Consider the following 15549-nt stretch of genomic DNA (forward strand, 5'->3'; position numbering starts at 1 on the left):
GGGGGCCGGATTTGAACCGACGACCTTCGGGTTATGAGCCCGACGAGCTACCAGGCTGCTCCACCCCGCGTCCGATGGAGGCGAACTATACTCCCCACGCTAAATGATGCAACCCCTTTTTGTATTTAATTGAGATAAAGCAGTTTATTGCTCCATTTTTGCGCATTGTGCTGCTAATTCCTGCCATTTTGCGTTAAAGCTTTTTTTTGTTTGGCGCAATTCCCTTCCTTTCCCCCCTTTGTTATCGTTCTCGTTTAATTATTCCCCCTCCCCAGAGCAAGAGAGTGCATTAATGAAAGGACGTTGGACAAAGTATTTGCTAAGTGGGCTGGTGATCGCCATTTTAGCCGGCTGTTCATCACGGCCCACCGACAGGGGACAGCAGTATAAGGATGGGCGACTCGATAATGCGCTCGAGTATGTTAATGAGCCCAACGCCACCGGCAAGCCGGTCAATGCCAGAGATTATGCTGATCAAGTGTTGGAGGTGCGGTCGGCCTCGTCCTCTCTTTATAACCGCAACACCAGCACCTATAAAGCCATTGAGCAGTGGGTCCGCTCTGGTGCCGATACGCGTACGCTGAGCCAGCATGGTTTAAGCGCTTACCAAATGGAAGGCGCGGACAATTTCGGTAATGTGCAGTTCACTGGTTACTACACGCCGGTAGTGCAGGCGCGTTATACCCCGCAGGGCGAGTTCCAATATCCGCTGTACCGCATGCCGCCAAAACCTCGCGGTGGCCGTTTACCCGATCGCGCAGCAATTTATTCAGGGGCGTTGAGCAGTCGATATGCGGTTGCCTATACTAATTCGCTGATGGATAACTTCATGATGGAAGTGCAGGGCAGCGGCTATGTTGATTACGGAGACGGTCGTCCGCTGATGTTCTTTGGCTACGGCGGTAAAAACGGTCATGCCTATCGCAGTATTGGCAAGGTGCTTATCGACCGAGGTGAAGTGGCGCGTCAGGATATGTCGATGCAGGCTATACGCAACTGGGCCGACGCCCACAGTGCGGCAGAAGTGCGTGAGCTGCTGGAGCAGAACCCGTCATTCGTCTTCTTCAAGCCTGAACCTTTTGCGCCAGTGAGAGGCGCGGCGGGTGTGCCGCTGGTGGCTAAAGCGTCGGTGGCGTCTGACCGTTCGCTTATCCCAACCGGTACCTCGCTGCTGGCTGAAGTGCCTGAGCTGGACAATAAAGGCAAATTTACCGGCAAATATCATTTGCGTCTGATGGTTGCGCTAGACGTAGGCGGCGCGATTAAGGGACAACATTTCGATATGTATCAAGGTATTGGTCCTGATGCGGGGCATGCAGCAGGATTTTATAATCACTATGGACGCGTATGGGTGTTAAAATCGACGCAGAGTAGCGCACCTATGATGACCAGCTATCAGACGAATACGCTGAGTGGTGGATCACAGCTGGTTCCGGCTGAGGGCGCAAAAAATCCTTTTTCAGATTGAAAATAAGTCATTAGCAAGTAGATAGAGAGGTCACACAACATGGCGGCAGAATATTCTGAGGCTTATCAGCAGCGTTTCGGCGGCACGGCCCGACTTTACGGCCAGCAGGCTCTGGCGCTGTTTTCTGCCGCACATGTCTGTGTGATTGGGATTGGCGGTGTGGGGTCTTGGGCGGCTGAGGCGCTGGCTCGCACCGGCATTGGCGCAATCACGCTGATTGATATGGACGACGTGTGTGTTACCAATACTAATCGTCAGATCCACGCACTGCGTGAAAACGTCGGGCAATCTAAAGTTGAGATCATGGCGCAGCGCATTTTAGCGATCAATCCCGAGTGCAAGGTGACCTGCATTGACGACTTTATTACCCCAGACAACGTTGCCGAAATGCTCAACCGTGATTTTAACTACGTGATTGACGCCATTGACAGCGTACGACCGAAAGCCGCACTGCTTTCCTATTGCCGTCGCTATAAAATACCCGTTGTAACTACCGGCGGTGCGGGCGGGCAAATCGATCCGACGCGAGTCGAAGTGGCTGACCTGGCGAAAACCATTCAGGATCCACTGGCGGCCAAATTGCGCGAGCGGTTGAAAAATGATTTTAACGTGGTCAGAAATAACAAGGGCAAACTGGGGATCGACTGTGTATTTTCCAGCGAACCGCTGATGTATCCTCAGCCCGATGGTCAGGTGTGTGCCTCACGCGCTACCGCTGAAGGGCCGAAACGTATGGACTGTGAGTCAGGGTTTGGTGCCGCCACGATGGTAACGGCAAGCTTCGGCTTTGTGGCGGTTTCACACGTGCTGAAGAAGATGATGGCTAAGGCGCAGCGTCAAGCAGCCGAAGCGGCCAAAGGTGCGACAGCGACCGTATAAAAGTGTTATCCCAGACAGGCGTGGGCAATATCCTGTACGCCCTGTGAGAGCGCAGCCAAGCCGCTGGCACGGCTGCTGCTCAGCTGTTGGCGAAGTTGCAGGGTATCGAACAACGCCAGCGGATCGCGACTCAAGATCTCTTCCGGCTTTTTGCCTTCAACTGCCGTCAGCAGTACTGCGAGTAGGCCTTTGACGATGCGCCCCTCGCTGTCGCCATAAAAGTGAATTCCGCCGTTTTCCATCCTCTCATAGCCCAGCCACACGCGATTCTCACATCCTGACAGTTCTATAGCGGCAGTTTTCAATGATGCATCGAGCGGCGGTAGAACTTTTGCCAGCATTACCAGCTGGCGATAACGGTCTTCCCATTGGCGAAAATCCGAGAATTTTTCGATTAATGACGGCTCGGTAATTTCATTTCCAAACGGGTGCGGGGCTAACATAATTTCTCTCTTATTTAATCGGTATTCAGTCGGACAAAAGATCAACGGCAAAGTTAACGCCGTCGATCAGGCGCTCAACGTCCTGCAAGGTATTATAGGGGGCAAACGACGCCCGCAGTGTGCCACTCACGCCCAGTGCCTCAGTCAGCGGTTGTGCGCAATGCTGACCGGCACGCAGAGCAACGCCTTTCTCAGCCAGCAGAGCAATAATATCACTGTGATGAATACCGGCGATATCAAAGGCTAAAATTGAAGAGCTCCCGCGACGGAAGCTACGAAAGCCCGGCAGTTTACTTAACGCAGACTCTGCTGTGGCTGCCAACTGCGCGCTGTGGGCTTCGGCGGCAATACGATCAATAGAATGTAACCATTCGACCGCCGCCGCCAGGCCCAAAACGCCGGCAATATTCGGCGTTCCAGCTTCGAAACGGTGTGGAACCTGTTGGGGCGTAAACTGCTGCATCGTAGTTTCGGTAAGCATCTTGCCACCTCCGTGCCACGGGGCCATCGAGGCCAGTAATTCCGTTTTTCCGTACAGCACGCCGATACCAGTCGGACCATAAAGTTTGTGGCCCGAGAAGGCATAAAAATCGATATTCATAGCCTTAACGTCTACGTTTTCGTGCACTACGCCCTGTGCGCCATCGACTAATACTGGCGTACCGTTGGCGTGACACAGGCTAACGGCGTTTGCAATATCGGGTTGGGCACCGGTCACGTTCGACATCTGGCTTATCGCCAACAGGCGCGTACGTGAATTCAGCCGCGCGGGCAGTGCGGAGATATCCGGCAGGTATTCGGCATTTAGCGGCAGCGTGACCACCTTGGCCTGGCACTGTTCTGCAAGCATCAGCCAAGGAACAAGGTTGGCATGATGCTCGGCCTGACTCACTATAATTTCGTCGCCGGGCTGTAAACGAGGACGCAGATAGCTTTGCGCGACCAGGTTGATTGACTCCGTAGTACCGCGGGTCCAGACAATATCTTCCGCTCGCGGTGCGCCAATAAAATCCCCCACCTGACTTCTGGCCAGCTCATAGCGCTCAGTTAAAGACTGCGCGGCTTTATGCTGACTGCGATGCACCGTAGCACCGGCGTTTTGATAGTAATTCACCGTTGCGTCGATCACTGCCTGCGGTGTTAGCGCCGTTGCTGCACTGTCGAGATAGCACAGCGGCGGTGAGTCGTCGGGGCGCAGCGCGGGAAAATGGCGACGAAATTCGGCGAAATCAAAATGCGTCATAGTGTTAGGCTGTCCTGTTCTGGCTTGGAACAAGGTGAAAGCGACTCTGTTTTTGGCAAGGGCCTATATCACCTTTAGGAATGCTTACCTGGAAATAGTCCAGAAGCTTGTTATGCTGAATTATGATGACTATCGAATTTAAGCGATATATTTGCTCTAAAATTCAAGTATTTTAATCTACAGGAGTTAATTATGAAGAAGATCTTCGCCGTAGTTTCAGCTGTTTTACTTGCCGGTACCCTGGCTGCTTGTTCGAGCAACTATGTGATGCACACCAACGACGGTCGCACTATCGTCGCAGAGGGCAAACCAAGCACAGACAGTGACACCGGTATGATCAGCTACAAAGATGCCTATGGTAACAAACAGCAGATTAATAAGTCAGAAGTAAAAGAGATGGCTGAAGGGAATTAATTCCGCAGGCAAAAAAAAGCACCGCAAATTGCGGTGCTAAAAAATCACTTTGGACAGACAGGGTAATGTACAGGAAGTGAAAATTTGTAGCATTTAAGCTACTGGTCTGGATTGCCAGACAATACAAACACAACATCACAACCACAAGCCAAAAGCCTTTCGGCATCCTCATACCAATCAACTTTTCGTTCCGGCTACTGGAAGTTGCGCAACTATAGGTTTTTGCCTGTACATCCTCAATGGACAATTTATAATGTCTCGGATTAAAAAAACTAATAACTAAAATTGCGCACTGGCCTTTGGCCTGTAGCTTGAATGAGAAGTATCCATTTCATGTCAAAACGTTTACCCCCACTGAACTCTTTGCGTGTGTTTGACGCAGCGGCCCGGCACCTGAGTTTTACCAAGGCTGCCGAAGAACTGTTTGTCACGCAGGCGGCAGTTAGCCACCAGATCAAGTCACTTGAGGACTTTTTGGGCTTAAAACTGTTCCGTCGACGCAATCGCTCTCTGCTGCTAACCGAAGAAGGGCAGAGCTATTATCTCGATATTAAAGAAATATTTTCATCATTAAACGAGGCAACGCGCAAGCTTCAGGCGCGCAGTGCCAAGGGCGCATTGACCGTAAGTTTGCCGCCAAGCTTCGCGATTCAATGGTTGGTACCGCGTTTGGCTGGCTTTAACTCAGCTTATCCGGGGATTGACGTCCGCATCCAGGCTGTCGATCGCGATGAAGATAAATTATCGGACGATGTCGACGTGGCTATTTTTCACGGTCGCGGCAACTGGCCGGGATTGCGCACCGAGCGCCTTTACGCCGAATATTTACTGCCCGTTTGCGCGCCGTCGTTATTAATGGGCGATAATGGACTGAAAACGCCAGAAGATCTGGCGAAGCACACTTTACTGCACGATGCTTCACGCCGCGACTGGTTGGCATACACTAAACAGTTAGGTCTGCAACATATCAATGTTCAGCAGGGGCCGATATTTAGCCACAGTGCGATGGTGGTGCAGGCGGCGGTTCACGGGCAGGGTGTTGCGTTAGCCAATAACGTGATGGCCCAAACCGAGATTGAAGCCGGGCGTCTGGTATGTCCGTTTAATGAAGTTTTAATCAGTAAAAACGCTTTTTATCTTGTTTGTCATGACAGTCAGGCAGAACTGGGTAAAATAGCCGCCTTTCGTCAGTGGATCCTGGCGCGTGCCGCCAGCGAGCAAGAAAAGCTGCGCTTCCGTTACGATCAGCCGCAAACGTAAATCCAAGGGATTTCAAAGGATAACAACTACTATGACCAGTCGTGCAATGTTGATTTTTGCCGCCATCAGCGGCTTTATCTACGTAGCCTTTGGTGCCTTCGGAGCGCACGTGTTAAGTCAATCGCTGGGCTCTGCCGAAATGGCATGGATTCAGACCGGATTGAACTATCAGAGCGTTCATACTCTGGCGATTTTGGCGCTGGGCGTTGCCATGCAACATCGCAGCAGCTTTTGGTTTTACTGGAGCAGCGCCTGTCTTGCTCTGGGGACGGTATTGTTTAGCGGCAGCCTTTACTGTCTGGCGCTGTCAGGACTCAAATTATGGGTCTTTGTTACACCAATCGGTGGAACCTTCTTCCTGATTGGTTGGATTTTGATGTTAGTCGGCGCGCTGCGTCTGGGACAAAAGGCACAACGCCATGAATAACAAACTTGCACTCTACTGCCGATCTGGCTTTGAAAAAGAATGTGCGGCTGAAATCACCGCCAAAGCGGCCGAGAGAGAAATCTTCGGTTTTGCCCGTGTGAAAGAAGGCAGCGGCTATGTATTATTTGAGTGTTATCAAACGGAAGATGCCGACAAATTGGCAAAAGATCTGCCGTTCCGCGAGCTAATTTTTGCCCGTCAAATGCTGGTTGTCGGTGAGTTACTAAAAGACCTGCCACCGGAAGACCGCGTGACGCCTATCGTGGGCATGCTGCAGGGGGTTGTCACCAACGGCGGCGAGCTCCGCGTTGAGGTTCCTGACACCAATGAAAGCAAAGAGTTGACCAAATTCTGCCGCAAACTGACGGTACCGCTGCGTTCAGCCATGCGCGAACAGCGCGTGTTGGGCAAAAAAGAAAATGCAATGCGCCCGGTGGTGCACGTGTTCTTTATTGCGCCTGGCTGTTGCTACGTGGGCTATTCCTACAGCAACAACAACTCGCCGTTCTACATGGGTATCCCGCGTCTTAAATTCCCATCCGATGCGCCGAGCCGTTCAACGCTGAAGCTTGAAGAAGCCTTTCACGTCTTTATTCCTGCTGACGAGTGGGAGGAGCGACTGGCTAGCGGCATGCACGCGGTAGACTTGGGCGCTTGTCCTGGCGGATGGACTTACCAACTGGTGCAGCGCAGCATGATGGTCGACGCTATCGACAACGGCCCAATGGCGCCAAGCCTGATGATGACTGGGCAGGTCACGCACCATCGTGAAGACGGTTTTAAATACAAACCGACTCGTAGCAACATCTACTGGTTAGTGTGCGATATGGTTGAGGTGCCTGCCAAGGTTTCAGCTCTGATGGGCGACTGGTTGGTTAACGGATGGTGTCGCGAGACCATTTTCAACCTCAAGCTGCCAATGAAAAAGCGCTATGAAGAAGTGACCCAAATCCTTCAACACATGAAAGATCGCCTGGCCGAGAATGATATTAATGCGGAAATCTTCGCCAAGCAGCTTTACCACGACCGCGAAGAGGTTACCGTTCACGTGCGCCGCTTCTGGCCTGTGGTGCCGGGTAGAAGAGATGAAAGATACTAAATTCTTATCGTTAATGACGCAGTAGCGGTGTTGGCTAACGCGTCAATAACCTAGGGGATTGCAGGAGTTTTTGAGTTTACGGCTCAGTTTTGAGCCGTAAATCCTGCAAGTTTCCCTTCAACGTAACATCCGTTTGCAGCGTCGATACACGGCGGCAGGCGAACGCCAATTCCTGATGTTCCCGCAGTTTTTTCTGCCATTTTTCTGGCACTTCATCTATATGCTGGTACAGCGCTTCGAGAGTCGGATACTGACTCAGCAGTGTCACTGCCGCCTTAGGTCCGATTCCCGCGACGCCCGGAATTTTGCTGCTGCTTATCCCTGCAAGTCCCCAATAGTCGGTGAGCTGACTCGGCAGTACGCCAAAACTTGACTGCACAAACGGCATATCTAGCCAGCGTTTCTGAAAATAATCCCGAATCTGCACCTCAGGTGCCAGCAGTTGGCAATAGCCTTTGTCGGTGGAGACTATGGTGACCTGATGGCCAGCCGATGTGACTTTTGACGTCAGCGTTGCCGCCAAATCGTCAGCTTCTTGACCTGCCGAATGCCAGCAGGCAATGCCCAAACTTTCGAAGCCGGCTTTTACTGTTGGCATTTCGGCAAACAGGTTGTCTGGCATGGGCGAGCGACCTGCCTTGTAGTCCGGCAAGCACTGATGGCGCCAGCTATCATGACGATCGTCTTCATCAAACACCGCCACTGCGTGGGTAGGCTGAGTGTGTTGAATCAGCTGATTGACGGCGCTCTGACAGGCAATAACGCAGGGAGAGCCCTGTACGGCATGAATACGACGAATTAAATTCAGCGCATCTATGATTAGTAAGTGAATTTTCATCTGATGAGGGTATCAGTAATTGTGGGAGATGGCACCGTGCAGCTTTGTTTTCACGGGTTTGCAGTCTTAAATTGCGAGGAATCACCCAGCAGGTGCCTTAAATTGCTCGCTGATCCCCACACTGACCCTCCCGTTTCGTTCGAGAGGGGAAGTACGTGAATTCAGCGAGCTCCTCTATCAGGAGCAAATCTCATAGCAAGGTATGTAGGCGGTGCCCGGAAGTTTCATTCGGTGCTGAGCGACAAATCCTTGCAACAGGCTGTCCATTTTTTTCATTAATTGCGGATCGCCGTGAAGTTTAAAGCGCCCGTGCTTCTCGATGGCGCGGATCCCGCCCTCTTTGACGTTACCGGCAACAATACCCGAAAATGCTCTGCGCAGCGCGGCGGCAAGCTGCTCAGGCGGCTGGTTGAGATGCAGATTGAGGTTGGCCATGTTTTCGTGGCTTGGTTCAAACGGCCGTTGCAGATCGGGAGCAATGCGAATAGACCAGTTAAAACTGTAGGCATCGCCGCTGTTACGACGGTTTTCTTTAACCAAAGGCATCGCCCGTTTCAGCTGGCGTGCAACCTCAGTCGGGTCATCAATAATAATGGTGTAATGCTTTTGCGCCTCATCACCCAGCGTTTCACGTATAAAGGCATCGAGCACGGTAAAGTAGTCGGCACTCTCCTTTGGACCGGTCAGAATCAACGGCAGCACTTGGTCACTGTTTGCTGGATCCATCAAAATACCCAGTAAATACAGCAGCTCCTCGGCGGTACCTACACCACCAGGGAAAATGACAATCCCGTGTGCGATGCGTACGAAAGCCTCAAGACGCTTCTCGATATCCGGCATGATAACCAGTTCGTTAACCAGCGGATTAGGCGGCTCGGCGGCAATAATAGACGGCTCAGTCATACCGATAAATCGGCTGTTTTTATAACGCTGCTGGGCATGACCTACGGAAGCCCCTTTCATCGGCGCTTCCATCGCACCCGGACCACAGCCGGTACAAATATTCAATTCGCGCAGGCCAAGCTGCGTTCCTACGCTGCGTGCATACTGGTATTCGATTTCATTAATCGAGTGACCGCCCCAGCAAACAACCATGTTCGGATCTTCATCCAGATGCAGGGTGCGGGCGTTGCGCAGAATAGAAAATACCTGATTGGTCAACTGAACCGAATTTTCAGGATTCGGATCCTGATGGCGGCCTGCGCTGCTGAGCTGAGCATTGACGAACACGATGTCGCGCAAAACGGCAAAAAGATTAGCCTGCAGTGCGCGAATGATTCTCCCGTCTACAAACGCCTCTTCCGGTGGATTCACCAGTTCAAGTTTTACGCCACGTTCACGGCGCAATACGTTGATGTCAAAGCTTTCATAACGATCTAGCAGCTCTTTGCTGCTGTCAGTTTGGCTGCCGCTGTTGAGCACAGCCAGAGAACAATTGCGGAAGAGGCGATAGAGATCGCTGCTCGCCGTGCGTTTAAGCAAGTCGACTTCCAATTGAGACAACAAATCCATTGCGCCAAGCGGGCTGATATGTGTAATCAAAATTGCTCCTTATTAACGCCGCGTTAATGATGTTTTGCGTGCTTGTTATTCTTTAACAGTAAACCTGTCCATAGGCTTTTACCATTGATCTCCGACTGTTAGCTCAGTTCTTGAGCAATGCAGGGCGTTATTGTCTGGCCAGTCGCGCGGTGGTTGGCTCAAACAAGAAATTTGCACGCCATGGGTTGATGTCGAGACCGCCGCGACGGGTGTAACGGGCATAGACGGCAAGGCGCGTTGGCTGGCAAAAATGTAGAATATCGTTAAAAATACGCTCGACGCACTGCTCGTGAAACTCATTATGATTACGGAACGAGACCAGATAGCGCAGCAGGGCTTCTCTGTCGATTGCAGGCCCACGATACTGGATTTGTACTGACCCCCAGTCAGGCTGGTGCGTAATCAAACAGTTTGATTTGAGCAAATGGCTCACCAGCGTTTCATCCACAATTTTATCGCTGGTTGAATTGAGCAGATAATCAGTGCTGAAAGCATAGTCACTGATTTCAATGTCCTGCGCGTCGATACACACGCCAGCAAAACGCCCAATCGGACTGCCTTCTAACGCATGCAGCGGCTGCAGGCTAACAATTACGCTGCCGTTTGCGCAGGCGGCCAAGTCGGTTTCGAGAGTCTGCTTGACGCTGTTCCAGCTATCGAATTTTGTCTGGTTAAAGCTGTTAAGATAAAGTTTGAAACTCTTGGACTCGATAAGATTAATGCTGTCGGCCTGGAGGCTTATTTCACCTACCGCAACCTGTGGCAATCCTTTGGCATTGAGCCATGAAATTTCGTACATCGTCCAGATATCGGCACCGTGAAAGGGCAGAGAGTCAGGATACAGCCCCAGTGGCTCACGGTTCATACTGCGCGGAACGGCCTGCAGCAGAGAAGCATCGTATTGGTCGCGGTAGGGTGTGGCTTTACCGAGTGTCAGTTGAGAAAGAGCGGGGTTATCCTGATACGAGGACATGCTGTCACCTTGATAAGAGATTGGTACAATACAAAACAAATTGCGTATCCCGCTAGTTTAACGCACAGCTGGCCCTGAAGATGAGAAAAAATATGCACCATGACGTTTCCGATGCCCTGCGGGGTTTTACTCAGCGCTATGTCGACCTGTGGAAGCAGGAAACCACTAACCCACCCGCCAGTGAAGATCTCTTTGGCATCGCGTCTCCCTGCGCGGTAAGAAGCAGCGACACTGAGGTTTTTTGGCTGCCACAGCCATTTGTTCCGGCTTCTGAATTGAGCAATGTTGAACGTGCTCTCGACTTGCAGCTGCGTCCCGAGGCGCACGCGTTTTATACCACGCAGTTTGCCGGTGACATGACAGCGCGTTACCTTGACCACACTTTTTCGCTGGTACAGGTTTGGAGCGAAGATGACTTCATCCGCTTGCAGGAGAATCTGATCGGCCATTTGCTTACGCAAAAGCGTCTTAAATTGTCACCTACCGTTTTTCTGGCGACGACTGAGTCTGAACTGATGCTGATTTCTTTGTGTAATATCAGCGGTGAAGTGGTGTTGGAACAGTTCGGCAGTAAAAAGCGAACTATCCTCTCGTCTTCGTTGTCTGAATTCATTACAATGCTCGCCCCGCGGTATCCCAACTAACTTCAGGGGGAATTGGCTCACGTTGTTGGCTCACATTCGTGTGAGAGATCTCTCACAAACGCTGTAAGACATCTCCTATATTTACTGCTAATAATTTCCCCTGTAATTATAAAAAACAAATTATTTCAATTAGATAGTTTAGTAACCCCCAGGCTAACTCGGTGTATTGGTACTATTAGTTTTCCGTATTAGTCTTGCTTCAAGGGGCTAAATCGACGATTCTAGTCGTGCAGAAGGGAAGCATGAAACTGAACATTAGGATGATGGCGGTTTCATAAAGTAGGGGAAGACTCAGGACGGGTCAGGACAGCATCGGAGCATGCTAGGATGTTTCAGGACGAAACAAGGGACACCTCCAGGACGGAGATTGAGAGCCAAAACATGGAGTTTGGTGGGTCAGGAAGACTAAAGGACAAACGTCAGGATGACCAGGACGATACGTCAGGATGAAAGTGGGACGAAGCAAAGGACGGCTGGTTAGGATAACCGCAGGACAAGTTTTCAAGGAACGAGCAGGGAGCACATAGGTAGCTGGATTGCTATAAACGAACCGGGGGTACTGTGAAAACAGTACCCCCAACTTTTTGTTAGTATCCTAAAAACTGCGGCATACGGCCAGTAGCGCCTTTATAGGTAACAATTTTTGCCCCTCAGTGAATACTCAATCAATATATATCCACTCTTTTTATTAGCCTATAGCCCCCAGACTGTCTTCTGCCTTGCTTTGCGATTTAGGCAACAAGAAGAGTGTGGCGTAAATATCCAGCAAATAAATGGCTGCCAGCAGGCTAATTGCCGCCGTGAAGGCTATTTGTGAAGCAAGCAGTCCTATCACCAGTGGCCCAAAACCACCCACCCCGCGTCCAAGATTAAACAACACGTTCTGCGCCGTAGCCCTTACGTTAACCGGATAGCTGTCGGAAATTAGCCCGCCGTAGCCGCCAATCATGCCGTTCACAAACATGCCCATCACCGCACCGGCAAAGAGCATCGCCGTGGGATCTTTAAGCTGGGCATAACAAACAACCATCACTACTGCACCGACCTGATAGATAAGAAAAATTTTCCAGCGAGCGAAGCGGTCGGAAAGAACGCCAAATAACCAGATACCAAAGGTCATGCCGATCACAGTAACCGCAGTCCACATTCCTGATTTAGTCAGTGAGAAACCAAAGTTTTTAGCCAGATAAGTAGGCATCCAAATCATCAGCCCGTAATACCCAAAGTTTTGTACCGAAGTTAAAATGAGGATACCTACACTGCATTTGGTCGTTGCACGGTCCTTAAATAACAGGCGGATTCGACTGAGCAGAGGCTCTTGCTGTTGAGCTGAAGATTGCTTAACAAACTCTTCGGGTTCACCCATCGTTCTGCGGATCAGGAAAGAGGCGAGGGCGGGCAGCAGTCCGACTAAAAACATGCCTCGCCAGCCAATAGTGCCAAGCAGCAGCGGCGTCAGGAATGCTGCCATTAGCACCCCTAATTGCCAGCCCATGCCGACGTAGGCAGAAGCGCGGTTGCGTTTTTCGACCGGCCAGGCTTCGGCAATCAGCGCCATACCAATGCCGAATTCACCGCCAAGACCGACTCCCGCCAGCGTTCGGTAGGCCAGCAGGTCCCAGTATCCCTGTGCCAGGGCACACAGGCCGGTGAAAAGTGAGAACATTAAAATAGTGAAGGTCAGCACTCGAATTCTGCCAAAGCGGTCACTGATCGGGCCAAATATTACGCCGCCCAATACTGCCCCAATAAGCGTCCAGGTGACCAACGAGCCGCTCTGCGAGGCAGTAAGGCCGAGTTCAGAAGCAATAGCAGGTAACATAAATCCGAGGATAAGAAGGTCAAAGCCGTCCATTGCGTAGCCCGAAACGGAGGCCACCATTGCCTTGACCGGCGTGGCGTGTTTTTTTGAGTTTATTGTTGAGTTCGCTGGCATCATTAAAGTCAATTTATGTAAAGTGCGCCTATTTTGCCCGTAGCCGCGCCTGGGTACCAGTATGAAAAACTAATAGTTGATTGAGGCAGGCTATGCTTAAGGGGGTTGAAAAAACGTTTTGTTGCGTGAGCAGAAGTTTGGGACGCGGCGGCTTCAATGCTATGATTCGCCCTAATTTCGGCGCGCTATCCACAACCCGCACGTGTTCAATACAGAGAGTTATTGATGAGTACAGAAAATCAGGTCCGCGAAATATTGCAGGATATTGAGCAAGTTATGCGTCAACTGTCTTTATGGCAACCTATGCCTCCAGAGCCTGAGGCTTTCGAAAGTAAAGAGCCTTTTGCCGTAGATACCATGTCGGCCGAGCAGTGGTTGCAGTGGGTTCTTATCCCACGTATGTACGCGTTATTGGCCGCAGAGGCGCCGTTGCCGACTCGTTTTGCCATCACCCCTTATTATGAAATGGCCCTTGCCGGACAGGAGCGTCTGCACAATGTTCTGCAGCGTCTTGACGATTTGCTGAATATAGAAGACTGACATGCTGGAAATTTTATATCAGGACGAGCATCTTATCGCGGTGAACAAACCCGCCGGCATGTTAGTCCATCGCAGTTGGCTCGACCGGCATGAAACTGTTTTCGTGATGCAAACGCTGCGCGACCAGATTGGCCAGCACGTATTTACCGTGCACCGTCTGGATAAACCGACCTCTGGCGTACTGCTGCTGGCGCTGTCGAGCGAGGTGGCACGCCTGCTGTCGCAGCAGTTCGAAGAGCATAAAATGACCAAGGTTTATCATGCGGTGGTTCGCGGCTTCGTGATGGAAGACGGCACCGTCGATTATGCCCTGACGGAAGAGCTCGACAAGATAGCCGACAAATTTTCAAATCCAGACAAAGCTCCACAGCCTGCGGTGAGTCATTATCGCGTCCTGGCGCGTCAGGAAATGCCGGTGGCCATTGGCCGCTATGAAACGGCCCGTTACAGTCTGGTTGAGCTTAAGCCGGAAACCGGCCGTAAACACCAGCTGCGTCGCCACATGACGCACTTGAGGCATCCGATTATCGGCGACACCGCGCACGGTGATTTGAAACAAAATCGCGGAATGGCGCAGCATTTTAACTGCCCAGGGCTGATGCTGCACGCCAGCCATATGCAGCTTCCTCATCCGGTGACCGGCGAGATGTTGTCAATTACTGCCCGTTGGGACAGCCGCTGGCAGAACGTGGTTGAGCGTTTCGAGTGGCAAGGCTGCGTGAGCGAGTTGGAAAGAGTTGAGTTTCCCGTGCAGGCGGGTCAGGATAGTTAACTTTTTTGGATTTAGTAAGGGAGTAGGCAGCATGGCTGAGATTGGTATTTTCGTCGGTACCGTATACGGAAACGCATTGCTGGTGGCGGAAGAGGCAGAAACGCTGCTTAAGAAGCAGGGCCATCAGGTTAAAGTTTTTGAAGAAGGAAGCCTTGAGGCCTGGCAATACTATCGCCATCATTTTGTGCTGATCGTCACCTCAACGACCGGTCAGGGCGATCTGCCTGACAGCATTGCTCCTCTGTACGACGCAATCCGCGACAAGGTTGGCTATCAGCCAGAACTGCGTTACGGCATTATTGCGCTGGGCGACAGCAGCTATGACTTCTTCTGCGGCGGCGGTCACAAGCTTGATGACCTGTTGCAGGAGCAGGGCGCTAATCGTTTGGGCGAGATGCTGGAAATCGATGCGATTGAACAGCCCGAACCTGAGTTGGTCGCGCTTCCATGGGTCGAAAAGTGGACCCAATATTTCGGTCAGTAAATTCCTGACCTCAGTTTAAACATTGAGTTTTGATAACTCGGTGTTGATGAGAGTGACTGATAAAGAAAAGGTCAGAGCATGTAATGCCTGACCTTTTTCTATTTTTATCTGACAGACAATCTGTTAGCGACCGTTAGTCAGCTTTTCGAGATCGGATTCAATTTCGGCAATCTTGTTGGTTACCACAGACTCGAGGTGGCGCAGGTCGTCGAGGATTTTACGCTTAAGATCGACTTCAACCTGTTCACGCTGGCAAATCTGGTCCAGTTCATCGATAACGTAGCGCAGGTTTGGGCTAATCTCGTGGATCTCTTTATAGCCCTGTCCTGCGTTGTCGGCGGCAATCGTCTTACGCTGACGTGGATACTTGAATTTCACGCTTTTGGCAAAAAACTCGCCTTTATCTTTGCGAAAGTAGATCTTGAGAATGTCGTTATTCGCCTCTTGACGGAGGCTGTAGCGATCTACGTCATCAGGATTATTAATACCCAAGCTTTTCAGGTTGTCAAACATAGCGGCACCTTTTGTGTTTACACGCGAAATTACTGTGACCGAAATAATTATGATGAACGCGACAATAAAAAAGC

17 protein-coding genes are annotated in these 15549 nt (G+C 51.1%); 10 read left to right on the forward strand and 7 right to left on the reverse strand.

Annotated elements, in window-relative coordinates; genetic code table 11:
* Positions 1-292: 292 nt before the first annotated feature.
* Positions 293-1468, forward strand: coding sequence for a murein transglycosylase A (gene mltA, locus BS639_RS15555; protein ID WP_055773012.1), 1176 nt, complete (start codon positions 293-295; stop codon positions 1466-1468).
* A 39-nt stretch (positions 1469-1507) separates the two neighbouring features.
* Entirely contained in the window at positions 1508-2347 is an 840-nt protein-coding gene (gene tcdA, locus BS639_RS15560) for a tRNA cyclic N6-threonylcarbamoyladenosine(37) synthase TcdA (protein ID WP_084983558.1), read from the forward strand.
* Between the two features lie 5 nt (positions 2348-2352).
* On the opposite strand, the gene csdE is transcribed toward tcdA, so the two are convergent.
* On the reverse strand, positions 2353-2790 hold the full coding sequence (gene csdE, locus BS639_RS15565; protein WP_055773018.1) for a cysteine desulfurase sulfur acceptor subunit CsdE: 438 nt from the start codon (positions 2788-2790) through the stop codon (positions 2353-2355).
* A gap of 25 nt (positions 2791-2815) precedes the next feature.
* Positions 2816-4033 carry a cysteine desulfurase CsdA gene (gene csdA, locus BS639_RS15570; protein ID WP_084983559.1) on the reverse strand — a complete coding sequence of 406 codons (1218 nt, stop codon included), beginning with the start codon at positions 4031-4033 and terminating at the stop codon, positions 2816-2818.
* Positions 4034-4225: 192 nt separating this feature from the next.
* Between csdA and BS639_RS15575 the strand changes: the two genes are divergently transcribed.
* The 4 genes from BS639_RS15575 (at position 4226) to rlmM (ending at position 7233) form a co-directional block, all read left to right on the forward strand.
* Positions 4226-4447 (forward strand): YgdI/YgdR family lipoprotein, encoded by a 222-nt coding sequence (locus BS639_RS15575; protein WP_055773023.1) that lies wholly within the window; start codon positions 4226-4228, stop codon positions 4445-4447.
* A 333-nt stretch (positions 4448-4780) separates the two neighbouring features.
* Positions 4781-5707: a transcriptional regulator GcvA gene (locus BS639_RS15580; RefSeq protein ID WP_084983560.1), complete on the forward strand. Its 927-nt coding sequence runs from the start codon at positions 4781-4783 to the stop codon at positions 5705-5707.
* Between the two features lie 31 nt (positions 5708-5738).
* Positions 5739-6134: a DUF423 domain-containing protein gene (locus BS639_RS15585; RefSeq protein WP_084983561.1), complete on the forward strand. Its 396-nt coding sequence runs from the start codon at positions 5739-5741 to the stop codon at positions 6132-6134.
* A complete protein-coding gene (gene rlmM / locus BS639_RS15590) occupies positions 6127-7233 on the forward strand; it encodes a 23S rRNA (cytidine(2498)-2'-O)-methyltransferase RlmM (RefSeq protein ID WP_084983562.1) in 1107 nt (368 codons plus the stop codon). The genes BS639_RS15585 and rlmM overlap by 8 nt, the downstream gene beginning before the upstream one ends.
* Positions 7234-7309: 76 nt before the next feature.
* Here the strand turns inward: rlmM and xni are convergent, their stop codons facing one another.
* The 3 genes from xni to queF all read right to left on the reverse strand — a co-directional run bounded on the left by xni (position 7310) and on the right by queF (position 10586).
* Positions 7310-8071, reverse strand: a complete 762-nt coding sequence (xni, locus tag BS639_RS15595) for a flap endonuclease Xni (RefSeq protein ID WP_084983563.1) — start codon at positions 8069-8071, stop codon at positions 7310-7312.
* A 177-nt stretch (positions 8072-8248) separates the two neighbouring features.
* On the reverse strand, positions 8249-9613 hold the full coding sequence (gene ppnN / locus BS639_RS15600) for a nucleotide 5'-monophosphate nucleosidase PpnN (protein ID WP_055773039.1): 1365 nt from the start codon (positions 9611-9613) through the stop codon (positions 8249-8251).
* 127 nt (positions 9614-9740) lie between these two features.
* The gene (queF, locus tag BS639_RS15605) at positions 9741-10586 is read right to left on the reverse strand and encodes an NADPH-dependent 7-cyano-7-deazaguanine reductase QueF (RefSeq protein ID WP_084983564.1); all 846 of its coding nucleotides are present in this window, start codon (positions 10584-10586) and stop codon (positions 9741-9743) included.
* A 92-nt stretch (positions 10587-10678) separates the two neighbouring features.
* On the opposite strand from queF, the gene syd reads away from it, so the two are divergent.
* Entirely contained in the window at positions 10679-11230 is a 552-nt protein-coding gene (gene syd, locus BS639_RS15610; RefSeq protein WP_084983565.1) for a SecY-interacting protein, read from the forward strand.
* A gap of 688 nt (positions 11231-11918) precedes the next feature.
* Here the strand turns inward: syd and BS639_RS15615 are convergent.
* Positions 11919-13166, reverse strand: a complete 1248-nt coding sequence (locus BS639_RS15615; protein ID WP_084983584.1) for an MFS transporter — start codon at positions 13164-13166, stop codon at positions 11919-11921.
* A 225-nt stretch (positions 13167-13391) separates the two neighbouring features.
* On the opposite strand from BS639_RS15615, the gene BS639_RS15620 reads away from it, so the two are divergent.
* Genes BS639_RS15620 through BS639_RS15630 form a run of 3 tightly spaced genes read left to right on the forward strand, consistent with a single transcriptional unit; the run spans position 13392 to position 14962 of the window.
* Positions 13392-13706, forward strand: a complete 315-nt coding sequence (locus tag BS639_RS15620) for a YqcC family protein (RefSeq protein ID WP_055773047.1) — start codon at positions 13392-13394, stop codon at positions 13704-13706.
* A 1-nt stretch (position 13707) separates the two neighbouring features.
* The gene (truC, locus tag BS639_RS15625) at positions 13708-14478 is read left to right on the forward strand and encodes a tRNA pseudouridine(65) synthase TruC (RefSeq protein WP_084983566.1); all 771 of its coding nucleotides are present in this window, start codon (positions 13708-13710) and stop codon (positions 14476-14478) included.
* Between the two features lie 31 nt (positions 14479-14509).
* Entirely contained in the window at positions 14510-14962 is a 453-nt protein-coding gene (locus BS639_RS15630) for a flavodoxin (protein WP_055773054.1), read from the forward strand.
* Between the two features lie 123 nt (positions 14963-15085).
* Here the strand turns inward: BS639_RS15630 and BS639_RS15635 are convergent, their stop codons facing one another.
* Positions 15086-15475: a DUF3461 family protein gene (locus BS639_RS15635; protein ID WP_055773057.1), complete on the reverse strand. Its 390-nt coding sequence runs from the start codon at positions 15473-15475 to the stop codon at positions 15086-15088.
* Positions 15476-15549: the final 74 nt, after the last annotated feature.

The sequence above is a fragment of the Rouxiella silvae genome (genome assembly GCF_002093625.1).
Classification (GTDB): Bacteria; Pseudomonadota; Gammaproteobacteria; order Enterobacterales; family Enterobacteriaceae; genus Rouxiella; species Rouxiella silvae.